This is a genomic window from Paenibacillus sp. FSL R5-0744, from assembly GCF_037972555.1.
GTDB lineage: Bacteria > Bacillota > Bacilli > Paenibacillales > Paenibacillaceae > Paenibacillus_AQ.
This window is the reverse complement of record NZ_CP150228.1, coordinates 1,630,038-1,651,784: the sequence shown is the minus strand read 5'-3', so window position 1 is coordinate 1,651,784 and position 21,747 is coordinate 1,630,038. Positions and strand designations below refer to the sequence as shown.

Sequence of the window (21,747 nt, the reverse complement as noted above, 5' to 3'; positions counted from 1 at the left end):
TTCATCTTCGTATCTTAATACGATAGTGAAATATTAAATCTTGGGGTCCATCAAACTGAATTGCAAAGAATTGAACCTGGCTCGGATTAACAATAAGGACCTTTAATTATTAAGAAATAGAGCCAACAAATCTTAGCCGCTCTTCCATTAGTTCCATCATTCTCATCTTAATTCGTAATTACCCATTTTTGCCGATCAAGAGTAGGATCAAATTCGCTTAGAGACAATGTTGTTCCATCCGCTGATACTTCCAGCGCTTTCTTATGATGAGCAGAAATAATACTTACGGTACCATCATCATTTTTGTGAAAAATCCAACGCTGATTGTTATATCCGAGATAATGGTATAACTGAATTTTATTTTGCCCTGTGTCTAGATCAAGCGCCTGACCGGCTGTTGTACGAATGGAATAGGAACCTGCATCATCCCCCGTCGGCACGATCACCCACTTCTGATCCGTAGAATCATTCGCATCCTTCAGGGTAACAGCTTCACCATTTGCAAGATTTGCTGTATAGAGAGATTTGTGTAGTTTTGCATTTACTAGACTGGATGTGGTCAAGTTGGCAGGTGTTTCTCCGCTCACGTTAACGTTCTGATATGAAACATATCCACCAAATACATGTAATCCAAAGCGACCTTCTGCAAAAGTGCCATCCTGCAGGTCGATCACTTTCTGCCCGTCCACATAAACCACAATATGCGGGCCCTTCGCTTCGATTTTTACTTTATAGGTTTGACCCGGCTGAATGAACGTCGGAACTTTCGCCAGTATTTGACGCTCTTCAAAACGGCCTTCGATTTTATAAAAGAGACGTACGGACTTCATATTCGGATCCAGATTTAAGTAGTATCCGCTGCGTCCATCTTCGCTGGCGCGGAACAACATAGAGCCTGCTCCCCCGGATTTCCCTAACATCATATCTGCTTCATAAGTAAAGTCTCCAGCCTGCTTCGCTGCGATATAATTCGCGTCACTCAAGTAATTTCCACGAATTCCATTTTCACTAATGACCCAAGAGGCCGCAGAAAGATCTTTAGTCCATCCACCTAAGTTCGTATGAAATTCACCATCAGTTACCTTAACTAATACGCTTGTTGAAGTCTTCCCATTTGGGGTAGAGACAGTAATGATAGACTCGCCTTCTTTTTTTCCTACAATGGTTGCCTGTGAGTTATCCATCACGTTTAGTTCAACTATATCCTTGTTACTGGAATTCCATTTCAGCGGCTGTGCACCATTGCCTGTTCCATTCTCTACCATTGCCAAGAGTTTGTCGCTTTGCCCCTTGCTCAATTCCCGATCATTTGTATCCATCATTATCTTGGTAGCGGAATTGGACTCCTGATTCCATACAGAGCCTAACCGATTCACCTTCAGAGATACGACTTTTACGTTGCCTCCTTTGGTGTAAAAGCTCAAAGCTCTGCTAGCTGGATCCGGAAAAATGACATCAGAGAAAACAACTTTACCGTTGTTACCAAAAACCTCAAGAGAAGACTCGTCTACAAGGATACGCATCTTAACACGCTTATTCTCCGTTTGCATTGGCGCTTCATGTCTTGTATTAAATAAACTCGAAAAATCCGTCAAACCAGATGCAGACCGATCCACGAAAATCTTACTCTCACTAGGTTTATATCCAACTACCGTTTTCTGATTTCCACCTACACGAACGTTAAAGCCAAATTCATTGACCTGACTGCCTGCAGGATTTTCTACTTCAGCTTCAATCTCGTACGCACCAGAAGTAACGCCTTTCAGTAGGTTCTGAGAAGAAGGACTCACCACTTTATTAGCTGTAGAATACAGCTGACTACGTAACGATTCTAACTCCTTGATTGGGCTTTGGGCGAGCTGAATCCCATCTTTAGTCGTTACTAATGAGACTTCCCTTGGGATTGACAGTACGCCTTTCCAATTGGTAGTCGGGAAAGCAAATGGATAGTCCCAGTTTGTCATCCAAGCCATCATTACACTGCGATGATCTGGCGTGTTCGAAAAAGACATTGATGCATAGAATTCTTTTCCAAAATCAGTTCGCAATACTATGCCTGCCGGATTATCATTTACGAATTTACCTTCCGCTGTTAAATGACCCACAAAATATTCAGCATCTGATCCGCCTGTTTTTGAATTCGCTCCTGTACTAATCATCAGAACCCACTTCTTCTGTGATGTTCCGTCTACCGAAAGCTGAAGCAAATCCGGACATTCCCATACACCGCCGCGAACATAGTCCCCGTATCCCCAACTATCTGTCAGGGTCCAATCAAGTAGATTCGTTGAAGTAAAAAAACGAATATGATCTCCACCGGATACAACCATTACCCACCTGTTATTGTCGTTATCACGAATCACTTTCGGATCACGGAAATCCCAACCTCCAGGCTCATCTCCATTATCGCCGGGATTTCCAATAACAATTGGACGTTCCTTGGAATATTCCCAAGTACGACCTTGGTCCTTGCTGTATGCAAGACCGATGCGCTGATTCCCATTCGGGCCATCGGGATTATAGGAAGTGTAGTAGGCAATTAGCCCCTTACCTCCTGAATCCCCGAACAAGCCTGATGCATTCGTCAAATCTGCCACAGCCGATCCAGACCAGACATGTCCATGATCATTCCACGGTAGCGCAATCGGAAGCCGCTTCCAGTTCAGCATATCTTTACTGACAGAATGTGCCCATGTGCCTCCGTCCTGATGGAATAGATGATATTCTCCTTCGAAATAGACCAGTCCATTCGGATCACTTGCAGAACCACGAATTGGCGTATAGTGATATTGAGGACGATATTTTTCATTATAATAACTGCTAGCATCCGTCACATAAGTATCCTGGAAGTAAGCCGTTCCTTGTTTAACGACGATTCCTGCATATCCATCGGTGTAGGTTTTATCTGTTAGATCGATTGCAGCCGGGGTGTATCCGTCTAGGAAGACCTGAATTCTGTTTCCACTTGCCTTTATCTCTACGTGATGTTTTGCTCCGGTCTGACTTGGATAGGTATGCTGTGAACTTGCAATGTCTGTTCCGTTAGCTTTCGTCAAGCTTACACGGACCTGATTTCCTTCCTTCGTAAGGGCAGCTTCATATCCCTTTGTTCCATCAGCCGATGAACGAAAGGCGAGCGCTGCAACAGAATCAGGACGAAGAGATATATTTCCTTCATATACAAAATCAGCAGCTTTTTTGTTATAAATTTGCTGTGACTTACTCTGGTTTACTACCATTCCTTTTTTGCCGCTGATATTAGGCTGCCATTGTCCTTGATTTGTAACCACAGCACCTAGATTTCCTTTCAGATCACTTACGATTATGTTTTGGAACAAAACAGAACCATCCCATACATTGAGTCCTAGCTTACCTGTACGATACGCGTTATCCTGAACCTCAATTACAGGTTTATATGCATTGTCCCAATATACTTTCAGCGATGACCCCTCTGCTTTCACCTTGAGATGATAGATTTCGCCTACCTTGACTGTAACTTTTCGCTCCTCTTTTAATTTCCCTTCACCACCACTTGCGTCTTGTAAACGAATCATACCTGCATTCGGTACGATTTGGAGCATGTAGGAACCCCAGCCATCTTCATTAGAACGGAACAATAAGGTCGCGTCAGCTTGCATATCCTTGATCATGACGTCAGCTTCATAGATAAAATCCTCTGACACCGTTTCGGAGATTGCCATTACATTTTCTTTTGGATCGGAAGACAGTAAGATTCCTTCAGGAGTATCCACCAAGTTACCTTTTCCTTTTATTTGCCAACCTGTCAAATTCGTATTTGTATTGGTTACGCTTTCAAAAATAGAAAGTCCCTCCTTAGCTCGTTTGCTTACCTCCAGTTCAGCGAGCGCAGCCCATCCAGTCCCGGGATTTGCTACATAAATGCCTGCTGAAGTCATTACAAGTCCTGTTGCCATAAGAAAGCATATTGCGACTTTTCCTTTATTTTTCATCTTCTTTGCCCTCTTTTTCTATCATTAATATTGAAAAACAAGAAGGAGGCCAATTCATTACTGCACTGACCTCCTCTATATATTCTTTTACAATTGAGCAGAAATCTGACTTTCCAGTGCTGTGAGTCCAAGAGCCAGAGCACCGCATAATCCCGCCTGTTGGCCTAGTCCTGGTGGAACGATATACTCATCTATGTGTTCCAAAATAGTACTTGAGCTGACATAGCCGTTCAGGTTCTGAAGCACAGCCTGACGGATCAGTGGAAACAATTGTGACTGCTGCATAACACCACCACCCAGAATGATTTTCTGAGGAGAGTTAAGCAATATAGCACCCGTAATCGACTGTGCAATATAAAATGCTTCCATTTCCCATGCAAGGTGATCCATAGGAAGTTCATGGCCCTTCTTCCCCCACCTTGCTTCAATAGCAGGACCTGCCGCCATCCCTTCTAGGCAGTCCCCATGATAGGGACATCCCCCTGGGAATACATCGTCAGGATGGCGTCTCGTAAGAACATGACCCCCTTCAGGATGCACAAGACCATGTATGAGTTTACCTTCTGAATACACTCCCACACCAACACCCGTGCCAACTGTATAGTACAAACAGCTGGATAACCCTTGGGCAGCGCCCCATTTGGCTTCACCAAATGCCGCTGCATTGACATCCGTGTCCCATCCAAAAGGAACCGAAAAATTTCTTTTCAAAGTGCCCAGCATATCGTAATTTCCCCACCCTGGCTTTGGTGTTGTTGTAACGTAACCATACGCCCTGCTATCTGTGTGAATATCAATCGGACCAAACGATCCAATTCCGATAGCTTCTACTTGCTTGCCTTGAAAATATTGAATAACTTTAGGCAACGTCACCTCAGGATGTTCTGTTGGGAAACTAATCTGATCTTCAATTTCCCCATTTTCATTCCCAATGCCACATATAAACTTCGTCCCGCCAGCTTCAATCGCTCCTATACGCATATACATGACTCCTCTCGATGACTAATTCTTGTCTTGCTCAGCAGAGGAAGTAAGCTCATAGATATCCAGGGAAATCAGCAAGTCATTCTCATTTTCTGCAAACACAGCTATACCTTTAGATTCTAGTCCAGGGAATATAAGATCCGTAATCACTGCCTGACCACCATTACTGAACGCCTCAACTGAAGAGCGATCCACAAAAATACGGAGATCATTTGACTCATCAAGCGCTTCGAGCTTGGCTGAATGATGTCCTACGAAATGTTCGTGGAAATCATGCTGACCTGAAGCCATCCGATCTACATAAAGCTCCTCTGTCTCACCGTTAATACCGATTATTGTTTGACTATCCGCACCTACTCTTACTTTGAAGCCTACAGATTTACCTCGAGTGAACTCAGCTATAATCTCATAAGATTCCAAGTGAATCTCCTTAAGAAGAGTATTGATTTCTTGCACCGTTGCAGCTTTCACAGAAAGGACTTGTACACGAGCAGATTCCAACTCTTGTACCGGCTTCTGCACAAGAAAGATCTCCCCTTGTCTTGATTCGAGTTGAAGCTCCCTTGCAATCGTCATCGCGCCGCGGAATTCTTCTGCCGGCGTCTTGTTAGCATACATCCAGTTGCTCATCCAGCCGATAAATAGTCGTCTTCCATCTTCAGCCGGTATATCAGACCAGCTTACACCTGCATAATTATCTCTTCCATAATCAATCCAGCGAACTTTTATCGAATCTTCATCTGGCGTGAACACTTCTCCATCAAAATCCCCTGTGAAATACTGAGTTCTTGACCCTTCCACAAAAGCGGGATCCGCACCGATGCTCACAAGCATCACCCATTTCGTGTTCGAATGATCGCCATCAATAGCAAGTGGGAACAAGTCTGGGCATTCCCATACCCCGTCATGAGAACCGATTCCGTTACCAAATTCGCTGGCATATGTCCAGTTAATTAGATCAGGAGAATGATATAAACACACCGTTTGACCACAAGCTACAACCATCACCCATTGATTCGTATCTTTATTCCAAATTACTTTCGGGTCACGGAAATCAATGAATGTATCATGTTCAAGCACCGGGTTTCCATCATATTTCGTCCAGGTTCTTCCGTTATCCTTACTATAAGCCAAGCTTTGACGCTGAATGGCTGGCTTGCCTTCCGGCATATCCAAATGGTGTGTAAAAATCGCTACTAGACCTGGTTTATCTTCAAAAAATCCAGTCGTATTATTCCAGTCAACTACGGCACTGCCGGAAAAAATCATACCTAATTCATCTGGAGCAAGAGCGATAGGCAGCTCCTCCCATGTAACAAGATCCTTGCTGACCGCATGGCCCCAGTGCATAGCGCCCATAGTCATTCCACCTGGATGGTGCTGAAAAAACAAATGATATTCATCCTCAAAATAAACCATTCCGTTTGGATCATTCATCCACTTTTCCTTAGGGGAAAAATGATACACTCCTCGGTAATTTTGTTTCGCAATCGTAGACATTATTGTTTTCTCCTTTACTCCCGTTCTAAGATCATCTCTCTTTATATAGATGAAGGTCGTGTGTAGCAGTGTAACTGCATGGAACACGGCCTTCATCCCACAATAGTAATCATTTGTTATTGGGTTGCTCTATCATATCCGCCTTGTTTAATTTCAAGCCATTCTTGCAAGCCCAGACGATCCAATTCTTTCAGATATTCATCCCACTGCGCTTCGATTTTACCGTTTTGGTACCATTCCGTGCGCATTCTAAGCACGTAGGCAAAAAGATCTGTTTCAATTGTCGTAAGGCGATCAAGCTCTTGAATGGAGTGGAATACACTCGGCATTACGTTTTCTGCTTTCATTTTTGGCGCCATGATGTTCTTGATAATATCCATTCTGCCTTTGGCATCATCCGGCATGGTTGTGTATTTGCCATAATAGGAATCAAGGATAGCTAAGGGTCCACCGACACTTGTTTTCTCACGTAGTTCTACAGGAGCTGCACCCTCCAGCGGCAAATGTTTCAGCATTCCTTTTTCTTTATCAAATTCGAAAATATTCTGCTGTTTTTCATCTCCATACGTCCCCCAGTTGTTCTGTACAGATTGAATCGGATCGAAGAGTTGATCAACCCATTTCGCTGTCGTTTCCAAGTTCTTATTGGCGCTTGTGACAACCATCTTACCTCTTCCCAAACCAAGCGCGTTCGTTCTTGTTACGTTAACTTCACCATCGGGTCCAGCAAGTGGAGGCATAACTTCGTAGCTGTCATTATCTCCGGTGATGTTGGCCTTATCCCATGAGAAGTAAAGTCCGTATTTCTGATCCTTTCCTTTTGCAAGGTAAGTACTCCAGTCTTGTGTGTAGGCTTCAATATCAATGAGTCCTTCTTTATACAGCTCGTTAATAAAAGAAACTGCTTCCTTGTAGTCTTCTTGTGCCGCCGTAAATATCACTTTCCCATCATTGCTCACAACCGCATGGTCAGGGTTCTCACCCAATCCAAACGAAGCAAATAGGAATGCCAGATCTTCTGCTCCTGGCTTGTTAATAAAGGACAATGGAATTTCGTCAGCCTTACCGTTGCCATTTGGATCTTTTGTCTTGAATGCAATTAATACTTCCTTTAATTCTTCTGTTGTTTTAGGCATATCAAGGCCAAGCTTCTTAAGCCATTCCACATTGATCCAAGGCATACTATCTACCGCCTGGATTCTTTCTTTACCGCTACCCAGCTCTTCAATCCATGGAAAGGCATAAATATTGCCATCTGGTGCCGTAATCATACTCTTATATTCTGGTGTTTCTTCCAGCACCTTTTTGAAGTTTGGCATATTGTTCTCGATGAGATCATTCAGCGGAACGATGGCACCATCTTTAGCAAGCTTGAGCAGCTCATAGTCACTATAGTCCGCATTAAAAATTGCATCAGGAAGATCACCACTTGCCACAGCCAAGTTTCTTTTTTCAACAAATACGTCTTTCGTGAAATTCTTCCAATTAATATGAACATTCGTCTTTTCTTCAAGACGTTTATTAATCAGCTTTTCATTTGGATCCGTTGGTGCAAGTGGAGAGCTTTGCGTAATAAAGTTCAAAGTTACTTTACCGCTGGCGTCCTGTTCTTTACTAGCTGCACTTCCCCCTCCTCCTCCACCGCATGCACTAAGGAACATAAGTGAAGCAAGTACAGTTACAGAAGCTGCTTTCGTCGAAACTCTTGATTTCTTAATTCTTTTCATAGGGTATGACCTCCAAATTAGATATGAATGAATTAACCTTTATCTATGCGCAGCCTGTTTCCTACTTAAGGGAACCGACCATAACACCTTTTTCAAAGTACTTCTGGAAGAACGGATACATAACAATGAGTGGCAAACTGGAAACAACGATGGCAGCATACTTGATGATTTCAGACAATCGTTTCATTTCCGCCATGGCGAGTTGATCGCTGATCATGCCCGGATCTACCTGATTCTGGATCAAGATGGAACGCAACACGAGCTGCAGTGGATGAAGATTAGGATTATCTAAATAGATCATAGCGTCAAAGTAGGAATTCCACTGGCCAACAAAGGCATAAAGAGCGAGCACAAAAACAATCGGTTTGGAGAGCGGTAATACGACACTGAAGAAAATCCGCATCTCCGAAGCTCCATCTACATTAGCGGCTTCCTTCATTTCATTCGGTACTCCTTTGAAGAAAGTTCTAGAGAGAATGATGTTCCATACATTGACTGCTCCTGGAATGATCACCGCCCATACTGTATCAAGCAGACCAAGATTCTTAACGAGCAGGTATGTAGGTATAAGCCCACCCCCAAAGAACATGGTGATAATAAACAATGTCATGAAGAACCCTTTTCCTTTGAGCCTGTCATCAGACAGTGCGTACCCTGCACAGATTGAGACGAGAACGGTAAGCATAGCAAATGAAACAGAGTATAAAACAGAGTTTCCAAAACCTCGGATCATGGCCGGATTAGAAAGAATTTTTTTATACCCTTCTAATGACCAGTCCGTAAGGTTGAATGATAATCCTTTACTGAGCAGAACTGATGGATCCATAAAAGATGCAATCACTACATAAATCAAAGGAAGTACAATGATAAGTACGGCCAGTGTCAGGAAGATCGCGTTCAGCACGACGATAAAGCGATCTAATCCGGAATGTTTAATAGGCATAGCTTGTTGCTCCTTTCTTAGTAAAGACCTTCACCCTCATTCAGTTTCTTCACGGTGAAGTTAACTGTGAGGAGCAAGACGATGTTGATGATAGAGTTAAACAATCCTACTGCGGCTGAATAGGCATAATCGCCCGACTGCAAACCAATTTTATAAACGTAAGTCGGAATGATTTCTGAGGTTGGTAAGTTCATCGCCGTTTGCATGAGATAGGCTTTTTCGAAGCCAATGGACATAATCCCACCAGCTGCAAGGATAAATACGATAGCCATAATTGGACGAATGGTTGGCAGATCGATATGGCGTATTCTTTGTAGAAGATTAGCGCCATCGAGATTGGCTGCATTATGTAACTCAGGATCGACATTAGCAAGCGCTGCTACATAAATAATGGATGCCCAACCGGCTCCGGTCCAAATATCAGATAAAATGTAAATCGAACGGAAGTACTCGGGACGAGACATGAACATAATTGGTTCACCTGTAAGCCAGGTAAAAAACTGGTTAATCGGTCCCGTTGGGGACAAGAAGATAAACAACATCCCGACCACAACGACAACAGAAATAAAGTTAGGTGCATACAAGAACAATTGAATGTTCTTTTTGACGCCTGCACGGCGAATTTGATTCAACATTAAGGCAAGCAGGATCGGAATTGGAAAACTCAGAATTAATCCGAAGAAACTTAATTTAAGCGTATTCAAAAAGATTACTTCGAAATTGGGAGAAGAAAGGAATTTCTCGAAGTTGTACAAACCTACCCATTCACTCCCCATAATCCCTTTGATTGGGCTGAAATCTTTAAAGGCTATAATCGCACCATACATAGGACCGTATTTAAAAATAAGGGTCAGAATCACAGCTGGTGCGAGCAAAACATAAAGAAAGTAGTGCTTCTTTAAATAATCCATTAAGGAACTCTTATGTCGCGTCACCGTTATTCCGTGTTCGGCTTCTATTGGGTTATGCAATGCCTTTACCTCCGTTCTTATCAATGTTTACATCTTGATGCAGTAAGGGCTTTCAATCTCACTTATGTCCTGCTGCTTTTACAATTTACCAAACACTTAATCGTTCGTCAACACATTTTGTAAAAATATTTATGTGCATATGACAAATTATTCTGTTCATAAATGACGTATACTATTTTACATAATTACAAATACAGCCAAATTAAATAAGGATATATACTTTAATCTTATGATTTTCTCTAAAATATAAAAACAAAGCTATTTTTTTGCACATATGAAACCTAATAAAATGTAAACTAAATTGTTCATTTGTAAATATCATGTTGCTATTTTTAGCAAACTAATATACATTAAAGAGAGTTGGAATAATGGCAAATAGTACACTATTTGTGGCGAATATTAAGAACAAGAATATAGAGGTGAATTACATAGGTGGCCAGAGAAAAAGTAACCATACAAGATATCGCGGATGCTTTAGGAATCTCCAGAAATACAGCTTCTAAAGCCCTAAATGGAACGAACGGTATACCTGATGAAACCAGAAACAAAGTAATTAAGAAAGCAATAGAGTTAAAATATAAACAATTTGCTTTTATGGACACCGAGAGTGTTCAATCCAGAAACTCTGGAAACATCGCTTTATTGACAGAAAACTTACCTAACACTTCCCATTTTGGCTCGAAACTGATCAGTGGCATGGAAAAAAGAATCAGTGCAGAGGGGTATAATTTATCCATGCACATTATTAGAGACATTGATCAAGAGTCCCTGTCTCTTCCAAATAATTTTGATGTCTCCAATGTAGACGGAATTATTTGTATTGAGTTGTTCAATTCGGAATATAGTAAGTTGATTACAAGTCTAGGTATTCCAACTATTTTCATCGACTGCTCTGCAGATGTCTGTTACCCTGAATTCCAAGCAGATGTACTTCTCATGGAGAACGAACACAGCACATACCAACTTACCAAAAAGTTAATTAAGGGCGGCTACAAATCACTGGGGTTCATCGGGGACTATAATCACTGTAGGAGTTTTAATGAAAGATGGGTGGGCTTTAATCGCGCACTAATAGAATCCGGGATTCAGCTTGATCTCACACAATGCATTCTCGATGACGATCAACTATTTTTCTCAAGTCCAGAGTGGGCAGATACTAGACTAAGTCAAATAAATGAGCTCCCTTCTGCTTTCGTGTGTGCTAACGATTATATTGCGGTTACCTTTATGAAGTCACTCAAAAATGTGCTTTCCATTCCTAACGACATCGTCATTTGTGGTTTTGATAACGGTCCTGAATCAAGCATTGTAGAACCCCATCTTACTACGGTTCATATTTATAGTAATGAGATGGGTGTCAAAGCAGCCGAAATGCTACTTTCCCGAATTCATGATCCGAAGCAACCCTATCAGGTTTCTCATATTTATACCAAACTCATCATAAGAGACTCTACACCTAATATCAGTTGATGAATTCATAATTTTGAGATAAAAAAATAACCTATGAAAATGAAGCAAAGAACCCAAGCGATTTAAAATTCAATCGCTTGGGTTCTTTATGTTTGTTAGACTACAAGAATGACTGTCTACTCCCTTTATTGGGACGATAGCTCTTAATGGCATTAATCAAGCCGATGCACGATGTGATGTCAACAAAGAGGGCGTCTCTTATTCGTTGTTCCCCATCGTGCTGATGTCGATGACGAACCGGTAACGGACATCTGAAGCAAGCACACGCTCCCAGGCTTCATCAATCCGGTCAGCAGAAATGACCTCGATTTCAGATGCAATATTATGTTCAGCGCAGAAATCAAGCATTTCCTGCGTTTCACGAATTCCGCCAATCATCGATCCGGCAAACGAGCGGCGGTGGCCGATCAGCGAGAATACGTTTACTGCTAAAGGATCAGCAGGCGCACCGACATTGACTAATGTACCATCCAGCGCCAGGAGCGAAAGATAGGCATCGATATTAATCTGCGCGCTTACAGTATTTACGATTAGATCGAACGAACCGGCAAGCTGTTTAAATGTCTCCGGATCGCTAGTGGCATAATAATGATCCGCCCCTAATTGCAATCCGTCTTCCTTCTTCTTCAGGGACTGTGATAAAACAGTAACCTCAGCCCCCATGGCATGAGCGATCTTCACAGCCATGTGTCCAAGTCCGCCAAGACCCACCACAGCTACTTTTTTACCAGGAGCGGCTCCCCAATGACGCAGTGGTGAATAGGTGGTGATTCCTGCACACAGAAGCGGTGCAGCGGCGTCAAGCGGAATACTGTCAGGGATCCGAACCACAAAATCCTCGGTTACGACGATATGAGTGGAGTAGCCGCCTTGCGTATACTGCCCGTACCGGTCGATAGCTCCATAGGTGCCCGTATTTCCACTCAGGCAATACTGCTCCTCTCCTTTATGGCAATTACTGCACTCTCCACAGGAGTCAACCATACAACCTACCCCTACCCGGTCGCCCACTGAGTACTTTGTGACTTCAGAACCAATCTGGCTGACAATTCCGGCGATCTCATGTCCCGGAACGAGTGGATAGTTGACCGGTCCCCACTCCCCGCGGGCAGTATGAATGTCCGAGTGGCAAATACCAGCGTATTTAATCTCAATAAGAACATCGTGCGGCTGCAGTTCTCGGCGTTCGATTGTGGTTAACTTAAATGGACCTTCCTGACTGAATGTAGCGCGTGCATTAACTTTTATCATAGTGAAACCTCTCTTCTGGTTAATAATAAAATCTAAAACGTCAGCTTTACAAAACATATGTTATTACTTAAAGTTAACTCTAAGTCAAGCACAAAATATATTTGAGATTGGAGATAGATGATGAAGACATACTCCATAAGTGAAGTTGCAGAGTCCTTTAACATGACACCACATACCCTACGTTACTATGACAAGGAAGGTCTTTTCCCTTCTATAGAAAGAACCTCCGGCGGTAAACGTATATTCAAACAATCCGATATGGACGCTTTAAAGGTAATTGAATGCCTGAAGTCATCCGGGATGCCAATTAAAGAAATAAAACATTTCATTGAGTGGTGCTCTGAGGGGGATTCCACCTTACAGCAAAGATATGACATGTTTCTGGAGCGGAAAGCTTCCGTAGAAGCGCAGATGGAAGAATTGAAAAAAACGATGGAAGTCATAGAACACAAATGCTTCTACTACAAGACTGCCTTGGATAGTGGTACGGAAGATATCCATAAAAATAATAAAATAAAAAGTTCATCCGCTCATTAGGAATGGACCTTCAAATTACAGTAAAGGCGGGGCAGATTGATCTGCCCCGCCTTTCTTCAATTCATTTTTTTAATTGGTACGCCTTTTTGCCAGAAGCTTCTCCGTAAAATTCACATCAAAAAAATGAATGATGGGTCCCAGACCAAGTGCTGACACCAAAGTTCCTAAGCCTACAATGCCTCCTGCCAGGAAACAAATCAGAGCACAAAGAGCATCCGTAAACATCCGGTGCCAAAAATAAGATATTTTAGGGAAGTTCTCTCTCATAATCAGGGACAAGCTGTCGTAGGGAGCTACTCCCACCTTCGATGTCTGATACAGGGATACCCCAAAACTGCATACCACCACGCCAATTGCTACGATAACCACACGCTGCCATAACAACTGAGGTTCGCCGAACAGAGATAGCCAATTATTATGAAAGAAAGTAGCAATATATCCTAAAAGAATTGCGTTTACGAAAGTCCCGACTCCAATAAACTTTCGTCCTGTTATGAATTCGATTACAAACAATACCAGGTTCAGTAAGATCAAAAAATTCGCATATGTTATACCGACGCTCTCTGCAAGTGCCATTGCCATACCGCTGAAGGGATCATTCCCCATACCGGACAGCTTGAAAATACTAATTCCCATGCCCAGAAATACATTGCCGATAATCATAATAAGCAATCGTTTTTTATCGACGTTATGAATATATCCCCTCATATTGTCCATCCTATTTTCATATTAAAAATGCAACTTACAATAACGACGTCATTATATCATATTTTCTTGATTTGGATTGGAAAGAAATACAAAGACTACACAGAAAGGAGACGATTAAATGAAGGACGACAAGAAAGCTCCGCTTGATGGACGCGGCCCGGGTGTTGATCCCATAACCGAACCCGATTCAAGCCTGGCTGGCGATATGGGAGCAACAGGTAAGCTGGAAGAAATCGTGGGTGCTTTACAGGGCGACGAACCAGAGATCACAGCTCCCGGCATTTCTCCTGATAAACAAAAAAATACAGAAACAACGGACTGAACATTGTTTGAAGGGAACATTCCAGGAAAGAGGCTGTCCGATATTATTACAGCTAATGAGGTATCCCGTTTTATAATATTCCAGGATCCGGGATACTTTGTTATCTAATCACCTTTCCTAAAAAAACAAAGCAACTTATCCGCAGACAAGTCGCCTTTTAATACTTTAATGTCAACAGATCTACTTTATGACTTTAAGCTCACCGCTTCTAACATTATCAATTCCAACTCTTCCTGTGACAACAGCATCAAACACCATGACTGACCAACTTCTTTTGAGACAATATCATCATTGTCAAAATTGTAAAAACCTAATGACTGTAAATGCTTATACTACTTGTTCACATATGATTTGTTCAACCTGCAAACTTGGATTTTTAAAAACAGGCAATATTTTTTCCAAATACCAAGTGAAGTCGATAATATCAATATCACTTTCAACTACAATTTTATTCCTATATATTGATAAACTGAAAACCATCTCATTCGTATTAAATATAAGAAAATCGCATCCGGCTTTAGAATCTCTTCATAACAATTGAATTCCAATAGTTTCACATAACCAATTGAAATCATCATCACCTATCGGTAGAAATGTAACAATCCCCTTACTATCGACGTAATCCCAACCTTCATTTACAAAGTGCTGAATTAAATTGGGTACTGATAAAATTGCACGACTACGCTCGCTTAAAAAACCTCCAACCCCGTATATGCGGCTTCGGAAGTTATTCATTGACGCTGCATTTCGCAGTTACTCTAAGTACAGAATCCCAAAATCACAGCTTCTATGAAAATCTGGTTTGTTCGAATGAACTTTGCTCCATGTTCCAAAATGCGGATAGGTCGTATCGTCGCCGCACTTGTAAAAGTTACCTCTTATCCTTTTTCCCGGTACTGCCCGAAAATCCGAAAAATAAGATTGTACCCAAGCCCATGAGATCGAAAAGCTTAATTCCCAATACACTTCTCCTTTATCATTGATTTGATCCGTGGTGCATAGGACGTGGAAAAGTGCCGGATTGATAGTGATTGGGAAGCGATCATACCGATCCGCTCCTATCTGCAAGAGAATTGCGCCATTCGCATTAAATTCGAAATTCATATAGCGCTGGTCCGAATCAGGAGTAGGCTGAAAAAAGAACTCGATGCAGCTATCCTTATACACGGGATCATTCATGTTTCTATATGTTCGTATTGGATTCTTTTCATAAACCTTAAACTGAAGCTTCAGATCCTCCTGACTGTAATTTAATCTTGCTGTAACGACCGGGTTATACCCTTTAAGCCATTGATACTGCTTGATGATCTGGACTTCTTCTGTATCTGAACCATCCGTCTGTTTTGTCAGGCGGGAAATTACTAAGGTTTCTAATTTTCTTTCCATGGTTCATTCCCTTCTGTTCGGAATCCCACTGGGGCTAACACAGCAAAACACCCCCATTAATTAACTTGATTATTTAGACCCGCGATTCTCCGGTTTTCCAATACGCAGTTTCGATCCCCGAGATTTCGCACGGCCGTCTGCCGTTACCTGTATTGGAGGATGAAGGAGACCGCCCGCTCTATATCCCTCTCAGGCTCTCCTGCAAGGTGGCGAAGGAGGCGTCAAAATCTACCTTCCCCTCGCCCAACGGAACCTCCTGGAATATGACTTCGGAGCTTACAAGCTCTGCAATCCGTTGATGATCCAGCGGCTGATATCCGATGGCACCGTACACATCCCTTGGATCGACCGGCTGATGTCGGATGCTGTCCTTCAACATGGATGTGGACGATATAGTCCTTCAGCAGGTGTATACCATACACCGGGTCATCCCCTGTTACCATCACCATGTTGGTCCACTCTTATTTCACGCAAGGTAACGTAATTCCTTCATGGATTGCCCGGTCGGCCAGGAGAGCGATATCCATCGCCCGGCATGCATCCTCCATTGTCGGTATAGCGGGCAAGTTGTTCTCCAGCATGGACAGGAAATAGTCCAGTTGGGCACCCGTAGGCTTCACGGAGAAGTCCATATTGATCTGCCGAACCGTTCCTTTCCGGTGGTCTTCGACCTCAACCAGATTTCCCAGATGCTGATCCTCTCGCGGTCGATCGTTCTTGTAGATGATGCGGATCCGGCCTGCCGGTCCGATGAATTCCTTCCGGTTATCAGTCGGAAGCCCCTTACCCCACCCCGTCTCAAAGTAACCGATGGAGCCGTCCGACAGACGGAGGGTCATGAGTCCGTAATTGTAAGTGTACGGCGGGACTTCTTCATAGAGACGCTGCCCTATCCCGTTGACGCTTACCACTTCCGCCCCTGTAGCCCAACGCATCACATCGATATAATGGACGCCGCAATCCACGATCGGCGAGACGTCCCGGAGCAGGGACAATTGGGAAGCCCAATTTTTGGAGGGCTTCAATTGGGATAACCGGATGACCAAGGGGAAGCCGATAGCGCCCTCCCGGATCATCTTCATAACCGCCTGGTACGTGGTGTTATGGCGAAGGATGTGACCGATCAGGACCTTGGTTTTGGCTCCACGGGCCAGCTTCATGAATTCCTGTGTTTCCCGTGCATTACCCGCCATCGGCTTCTCGCATAGGATATGCTTCCCTGCAGCGAGACAATCTTTTGCGATCTCCAGATGGGATGACGGGTACGTGGCGATAATGACCAGATCCACATCGTCACGCTCGATCAAGACCCGGTAATCCGTGCTCCAACACTCGGCTCCGTATTGGCTTGCCACTAAGGAGGCCCTGTCCCGGTTCCAATCCGCCACGCCGATCAACCGGACCCGCTCCTGTCGTAATATCGCGTCCAAGTGGAGAGAGCCCATATAACCGCAGCCTATCACGACCGCCCCGTACCTTTTCATGATGCATCCATCCTATCCTTCTCACTCGCGGAGGTTATTTTATGTTAATCCAAGCTCCTTGTTGGGAGAATCCGAAGTCTCCCTACTGCGTCTAGTCTTCTTGGGCATTGATGACTTACCATTCTTCATGCATATCCTTCTCTTACATTTGTATTATACCGGATTACTACAGAATAACTTTTATCTAGTTATGATACCTTGTTACCTTTATTATATAAGAATGATGGAGAGTTTTATTTAGCTAAGAAAGTTACTTTTTGCACGATTCCGTTATTCCGTCTAATACTATGTAAGGGAGCTGTCCCGCTATGCCCCCCCTCTCCAACGCTGGTCCGCAAGCCAGTCCCCTTCCAGGAATGAACTCCCTCCATCCATTACGCGCATTTCTAGAGGGTCGCACCTCGCTTGTTCCCGAGAAGGAGGCTGTACGATTTCGAGTTGCTCTATGATATGCCATTGCGATGGAGGAGCGAACCTACACGGCGTTACCCGGGCAGCCTATCGTTCTGCTTTCCGGCGTCTACCACCGGAAGGCAAAGGAGGCTGATCCGACCACCAAACTGATCGGGATCATGGTGAATTGCAGTAGGTAGAAGCGCAGAACTTAAAATCTTGCGGTACGTGAGTACCGTACGGGTTCGCCCCCCCGCCAGTATCCAATCCAAATCGCCCAACGACAACCTCTTTTTCCCTATCATCCAGAATATCAAGATTACGATAAATCTTGCTCTTCTCAATCTTCAGATCGACCTCTTTAATGACATCATCAGCCTCGGAGCCAAGGATATCGATCAGCGTGATTTCATTTCCTTCCTTGTCTGTCCCAATTGGATCGTACAGAGATACGTCTTTCCGTGTTTTCTTCAAGGATCTAAGGTACATCAGGATTTCATTTTCAATACAACGAGCCGCAAATGTGGCCAGTTTTGTCCCTTTGTTCGGGCGATAGCTCTCGATGGCTTTGATCAAGCCAATGGTGCCGATGGAGATCAGATCCTCCATGTCTTCTCCGGTGTTATCAAATTTCTTGAGGTTATGGACACGATATGATGTAAAAAACATACCAAATACGATCGTTTCCAATTTTCCAGGAACACAAACATCGGTGCAATTGTCTCATTCATACGTTAAGTTCCTATTCGTTTTTTCTCAATTTCATCTGTGCTATATTCTTGGACAATTTGTCCTTCAGCTTAGCAATATCCTGCGTAAGATTCATCATTTATATAAACGCTTCTTTTATCTTATAGCTTAGTAAAGAACAGCAAAGTGCAATTTGTGTTCACTCAAGTCTGGATGCATTATTTAATATATATTTCCATAATTAACTTGTTAAATGACCAGCACAGTGTTATTTATGTTCGGTGAAAATAACGTATTAGACTGGATTCGTTGATTTAACGCGGTTTTTGAAATGAAAAATCGTCAACTTTTGAAAAATGAGTTTTAGACTGATCCATTATTAGAAGCAGCGGCGGACCAAGATTTGATAAATAAAGTCTTAGACTGCCGCTGTTGTCGTTCAACAAACGTTCCCCGTTAGTTGAACAAGAAAAAAGAAAAAACAAGTCACATCAATTGAAGTTCAAGAAGATCCAAATTATCGCGAACGAGGATCATTTTGTCCTTATATTCCCAATGGTCGATCAAGTTAGGCAGCTTCGTCAGATTGTAGTCTTTATTCCATGCCAACAAGTTGTGGATGCCTTCGAGCGTCTCTCGCTTCTTGTTTGGGACGATGTCCGCAATACGCTCTTCATAACGCTCCCAGATCCGTTCCTCCTGAACGGACAACGGCGTCATCAGTACGACGATCTTATCTACAGCATCAAAACTTGGCGCTACCCACGACCTGTATACGCCGTCTTTGATCCATGAATCGAGACCGGTGATTTCTCTGAGTCGGCGGTTACGCTCATCCTCCGGTGCCTTTACGCCATACTCGTTCGATTGATGATCCCAGAAAATATTGTCTAGATCGTAATGCGGGATATGGAGTTTATCGCTCAATAACTCCGCGATGTAGGATTTACCGCTTCCTGATTGTATTCGTGGAAGCACCTATGCTGAGAGTATTTCGTCGTATTATTTAAACTATCCTGCTCGTTAGCTGAACAAAGGCAGCCGATCCACTGATCGATTGCCTTTGTGTCGTTATTGAGCTATCGTGTCCCGTTAGCGTGATGATGACCTAGCCTGAGAATACTTTATCAAACACATCTTGAAGGAATATCGCTTAAACGGTCTAAATGCACCTAAAAAACAGTCTAGATAAGAGAATAAACTGTTTTTTTGATGAAGAGGCATCGGCGTATGCCCATTATGTTCGCAGGAAATTGTTATCCCAACACTAACTCAAAACGAGCAAAAATATCTTCTTCATACCACATCGTGAAATTAGTTCCCCATGTTGTGTTCAATAGTGTAAACGTAAATTTATTGTTGTCTTGATGGTATTTATTGTTATAACTTAGATTGTTATTTGTTCCGATTCCCAAAAGAGGGGCATCAATAGGTTTAATATTGATTTTTTTATCGCTGCCATCGTAAATTAACTCTTCAATCATGTGTTGCAACTTATTTCCGTGACCTACCACTTCAAAAGGTGAAATAACGGTATCAATTTTACGAATCTTAGTTAAGTACGGCGAATTCAAACGTGGTGTAATGTCAAAAGAATAAATTTCCGGATAACGAATTGCATCTTTATCCTTTAATAATAGTGCAATTTCAACTTTATCTCCAAATTGATATTTAACCTTTACAACTCTTGGAGCACCATACTCCTCCACAGCTCTTTGGCTATACTTTAAAGTTGCAATAATCGAATCATTTTCCATAACTAATTTCACAACATGTGGTGTGAAATTTTCATTCAATTGAATTCGTTTTTGAATTTCCATTCCTGGCTTTAAGAAGTCAATTGCCCACCAATTATGTTGTAATTCACGCAAATAGTTGTAACGTAGGTTATCATAGTCATTTTGCCCAGCAATTGTATAGTTCAGAACCCCGAGTTTGTTGTCCTGATCAAAGTAAAGTGTTCCATCCTTTTCTAAGTGGTTAATTGAACCATCGCTAGCAAACATAACTTGATACCCGTTTACCGAAATCAATTCTTCCAAACCACATTCAATACCTTGGTTTTCAAAGATATGATATGGAACTTCGATAAGTTTTTTAATGTTATTTTGATCTTTAGGCTCCAAACAAGCTATTGCACGATCAACGTTCTTCCGTTGTTCTTTCCATGAAGACTCATAAAATTTGTACGAACGATCAGTCCACTCATTATAAGTGAATTGCATTTCGCCAACAGTTGCATCTTTAACAATTCCATAAGAGTAAGTTAAATCAAGATCCGTAATTTGGTCTAAACTACGCGCTCGTTGGAAGTCTTTCTTTTCATAATTCATATAGTCACTGAAATAGCGTTTGATATCCATTCCCCAAGTATGCTCTGGAACTAACATCGCATAGAAGTTAGCATCATCATTTTCTATTTTGTTATCAAACATGTAATTAGTTAAAATCCGATAATCACGAATGATTTTCGGATCAGACATCATTCCATGAATCCATGTGTCCCCAATCTCCTCTGTAATAACTGGCAGTTGGTCACGTACTTCCCAAATTTCATTTGCAAACTGATCCATTGAAGTCAATTCAAGCTCATAGTCTGGATACTCATTCGCCATTTTTGACAAAAAGACGTTTATTTTCTCTTTTGTTCCTGGACCACTATTATCATGAGTATGCATAAACGCCAGCTTGTTATCTATGCAATCAATTCCGATTACGCCACCATAGTCGTCTGAATAAGAGACAATTATCTCACTTTCGCCATTCTTCCATAGAAATGTATCTGGAACTTCTGGAATTGAGCTCGAGCCATTTACACCAATGTGTAGGAATTTAATTCCTTGACGATATAACTCATCAACAATCCCGATAGTATGTCCTGGGACGTCAGTCATCTTTGCGCTTGTTGTTTTGTATCCATAACGAGCATCTAACTTCTTTGAGATTGAAGTCATGTAATGTAAAGTTTGAGGTGTCATAGTTTCAGATTCAAACGTACACGGGATTGCGTGCCAGCGAATGTAACCTTTCTTTATGGCGTCATCTAGCTTTTTACAAGCTTCTTCATCCATGTTTTTGAAGTAATATTCAATAATAAAGCTACCTGTTGTCCAAACAAAGTCTTTGCCCTCTTTTCTTAAGTCTTCAGCTAAAGTGATTGCGTTTTGAATGTAATCATGGCAATACTTGTGCAAGACATTTTCTGCTAAATCGGTAAAACCAATGTCAAAATGAGTTTTGTTTACCACATAGATTTTTTTCATTTCTATAATCACGCCTTTCTTAGTCATAATACGTCGTGAAATAATTGATTTCAGGCTTTTACTCCACTTTTGTTTCTACAAGGTTCGGCCATTCCAATTTGGACTCTGAATCATGATCTCTCATAAAAAACCTCTTAATAATCCCAG

15 protein-coding genes and 2 pseudogenes are annotated in these 21,747 nt (G+C 42.3%); 3 read left to right on the top strand and 14 right to left on the bottom strand.

The features are described 5' to 3' along the window. Positions 1–167: 167 nt before the first annotated feature. The 6 genes from MKY19_RS07225 to MKY19_RS07200 form a co-directional block, all read right to left on the bottom strand. Entirely contained in the window at positions 168–3,971 is a 3,804-nt protein-coding gene (locus MKY19_RS07225; protein ID WP_339801623.1) for a GH32 C-terminal domain-containing protein, read from the bottom strand. Positions 3,972–4,058: 87 nt separating this feature from the next. Continuing rightward, positions 4,059–4,952, bottom strand: a complete 894-nt coding sequence (locus tag MKY19_RS07220; RefSeq protein ID WP_339245972.1) for an ROK family protein — start codon at positions 4,950–4,952, stop codon at positions 4,059–4,061. A gap of 21 nt (positions 4,953–4,973) precedes the next feature. Continuing rightward, on the bottom strand, positions 4,974–6,455 hold the full coding sequence (locus tag MKY19_RS07215) for a glycoside hydrolase family 32 protein (protein ID WP_339801620.1): 1,482 nt from the start codon (positions 6,453–6,455) through the stop codon (positions 4,974–4,976). Positions 6,456–6,571: 116 nt separating this feature from the next. Then, the gene (locus tag MKY19_RS07210; RefSeq protein WP_339801617.1) at positions 6,572–8,182 is read right to left on the bottom strand and encodes an ABC transporter substrate-binding protein; all 1,611 of its coding nucleotides are present in this window, start codon (positions 8,180–8,182) and stop codon (positions 6,572–6,574) included. Between the two features lie 61 nt (positions 8,183–8,243). Further along, on the bottom strand, positions 8,244–9,125 hold the full coding sequence (locus MKY19_RS07205; RefSeq protein ID WP_339801614.1) for a carbohydrate ABC transporter permease: 882 nt from the start codon (positions 9,123–9,125) through the stop codon (positions 8,244–8,246). Positions 9,126–9,142: 17 nt separating this feature from the next. Beyond that, positions 9,143–10,036: an ABC transporter permease subunit gene (locus tag MKY19_RS07200; protein WP_339804205.1), complete on the bottom strand. Its 894-nt coding sequence runs from the start codon at positions 10,034–10,036 to the stop codon at positions 9,143–9,145. Positions 10,037–10,528: 492 nt separating this feature from the next. Between MKY19_RS07200 and MKY19_RS07195 the strand changes: the two genes are divergently transcribed. Continuing rightward, positions 10,529–11,566, top strand: a complete 1,038-nt coding sequence (locus MKY19_RS07195; protein ID WP_339801611.1) for a LacI family DNA-binding transcriptional regulator — start codon at positions 10,529–10,531, stop codon at positions 11,564–11,566. Between the two features lie 198 nt (positions 11,567–11,764). Here MKY19_RS07195 and MKY19_RS07190 read toward each other — a convergent pair whose 3' ends face one another. Further along, positions 11,765–12,817, bottom strand: a complete 1,053-nt coding sequence (locus MKY19_RS07190; RefSeq protein ID WP_042185859.1) for an NAD(P)-dependent alcohol dehydrogenase — start codon at positions 12,815–12,817, stop codon at positions 11,765–11,767. Positions 12,818–12,937: 120 nt separating this feature from the next. On the opposite strand from MKY19_RS07190, the gene MKY19_RS07185 reads away from it, so the two are divergent. Beyond that, a complete protein-coding gene (locus MKY19_RS07185; RefSeq protein ID WP_042185857.1) occupies positions 12,938–13,354 on the top strand; it encodes a MerR family transcriptional regulator in 417 nt (138 codons plus the stop codon). A 69-nt stretch (positions 13,355–13,423) separates the two neighbouring features. Here the strand turns inward: MKY19_RS07185 and MKY19_RS07180 are convergent, their stop codons facing one another. Next, complete coding sequence (locus MKY19_RS07180; RefSeq protein ID WP_149647832.1) at positions 13,424–14,062, bottom strand: hypothetical protein; 639 nt, start codon at positions 14,060–14,062, stop codon at positions 13,424–13,426. Between the two features lie 118 nt (positions 14,063–14,180). Here MKY19_RS07180 and MKY19_RS07175 point away from each other — a divergent pair, with 118 nt between their 5' ends. Further along, entirely contained in the window at positions 14,181–14,384 is a 204-nt protein-coding gene (locus MKY19_RS07175; protein WP_076284369.1) for a hypothetical protein, read from the top strand. Positions 14,385–15,137: 753 nt separating this feature from the next. On the opposite strand, the gene MKY19_RS07170 is transcribed toward MKY19_RS07175, so the two are convergent. The 6 genes and pseudogenes from MKY19_RS07170 to MKY19_RS07145 form a co-directional block, all read right to left on the bottom strand. Beyond that, positions 15,138–15,770 (bottom strand): carbohydrate-binding family 9-like protein, encoded by a 633-nt coding sequence (locus MKY19_RS07170; RefSeq protein ID WP_339801604.1) that lies wholly within the window; start codon positions 15,768–15,770, stop codon positions 15,138–15,140. 143 nt (positions 15,771–15,913) lie between these two features. Further along, positions 15,914–16,222, bottom strand: a pseudogene (locus tag MKY19_RS07165) (sugar phosphate isomerase/epimerase); the annotation flags it as partial. A 9-nt stretch (positions 16,223–16,231) separates the two neighbouring features. After that, positions 16,232–17,215, bottom strand: coding sequence for a Gfo/Idh/MocA family oxidoreductase (locus MKY19_RS07160; RefSeq protein ID WP_339804203.1), 984 nt, complete (start codon positions 17,213–17,215; stop codon positions 16,232–16,234). 684 nt (positions 17,216–17,899) lie between these two features. Then, positions 17,900–18,286 (bottom strand): annotated as a pseudogene (locus MKY19_RS07155) (sigma-70 family RNA polymerase sigma factor); the annotation flags it as partial. Positions 18,287–18,823: 537 nt separating this feature from the next. Next, positions 18,824–19,264, bottom strand: coding sequence for a hypothetical protein (locus MKY19_RS07150; protein WP_339801601.1), 441 nt, complete (start codon positions 19,262–19,264; stop codon positions 18,824–18,826). 329 nt (positions 19,265–19,593) lie between these two features. Beyond that, complete coding sequence (locus MKY19_RS07145; protein ID WP_339801598.1) at positions 19,594–21,627, bottom strand: DUF5054 domain-containing protein; 2,034 nt, start codon at positions 21,625–21,627, stop codon at positions 19,594–19,596. Between the last annotated feature and the right edge of the window lie 120 nt (positions 21,628–21,747).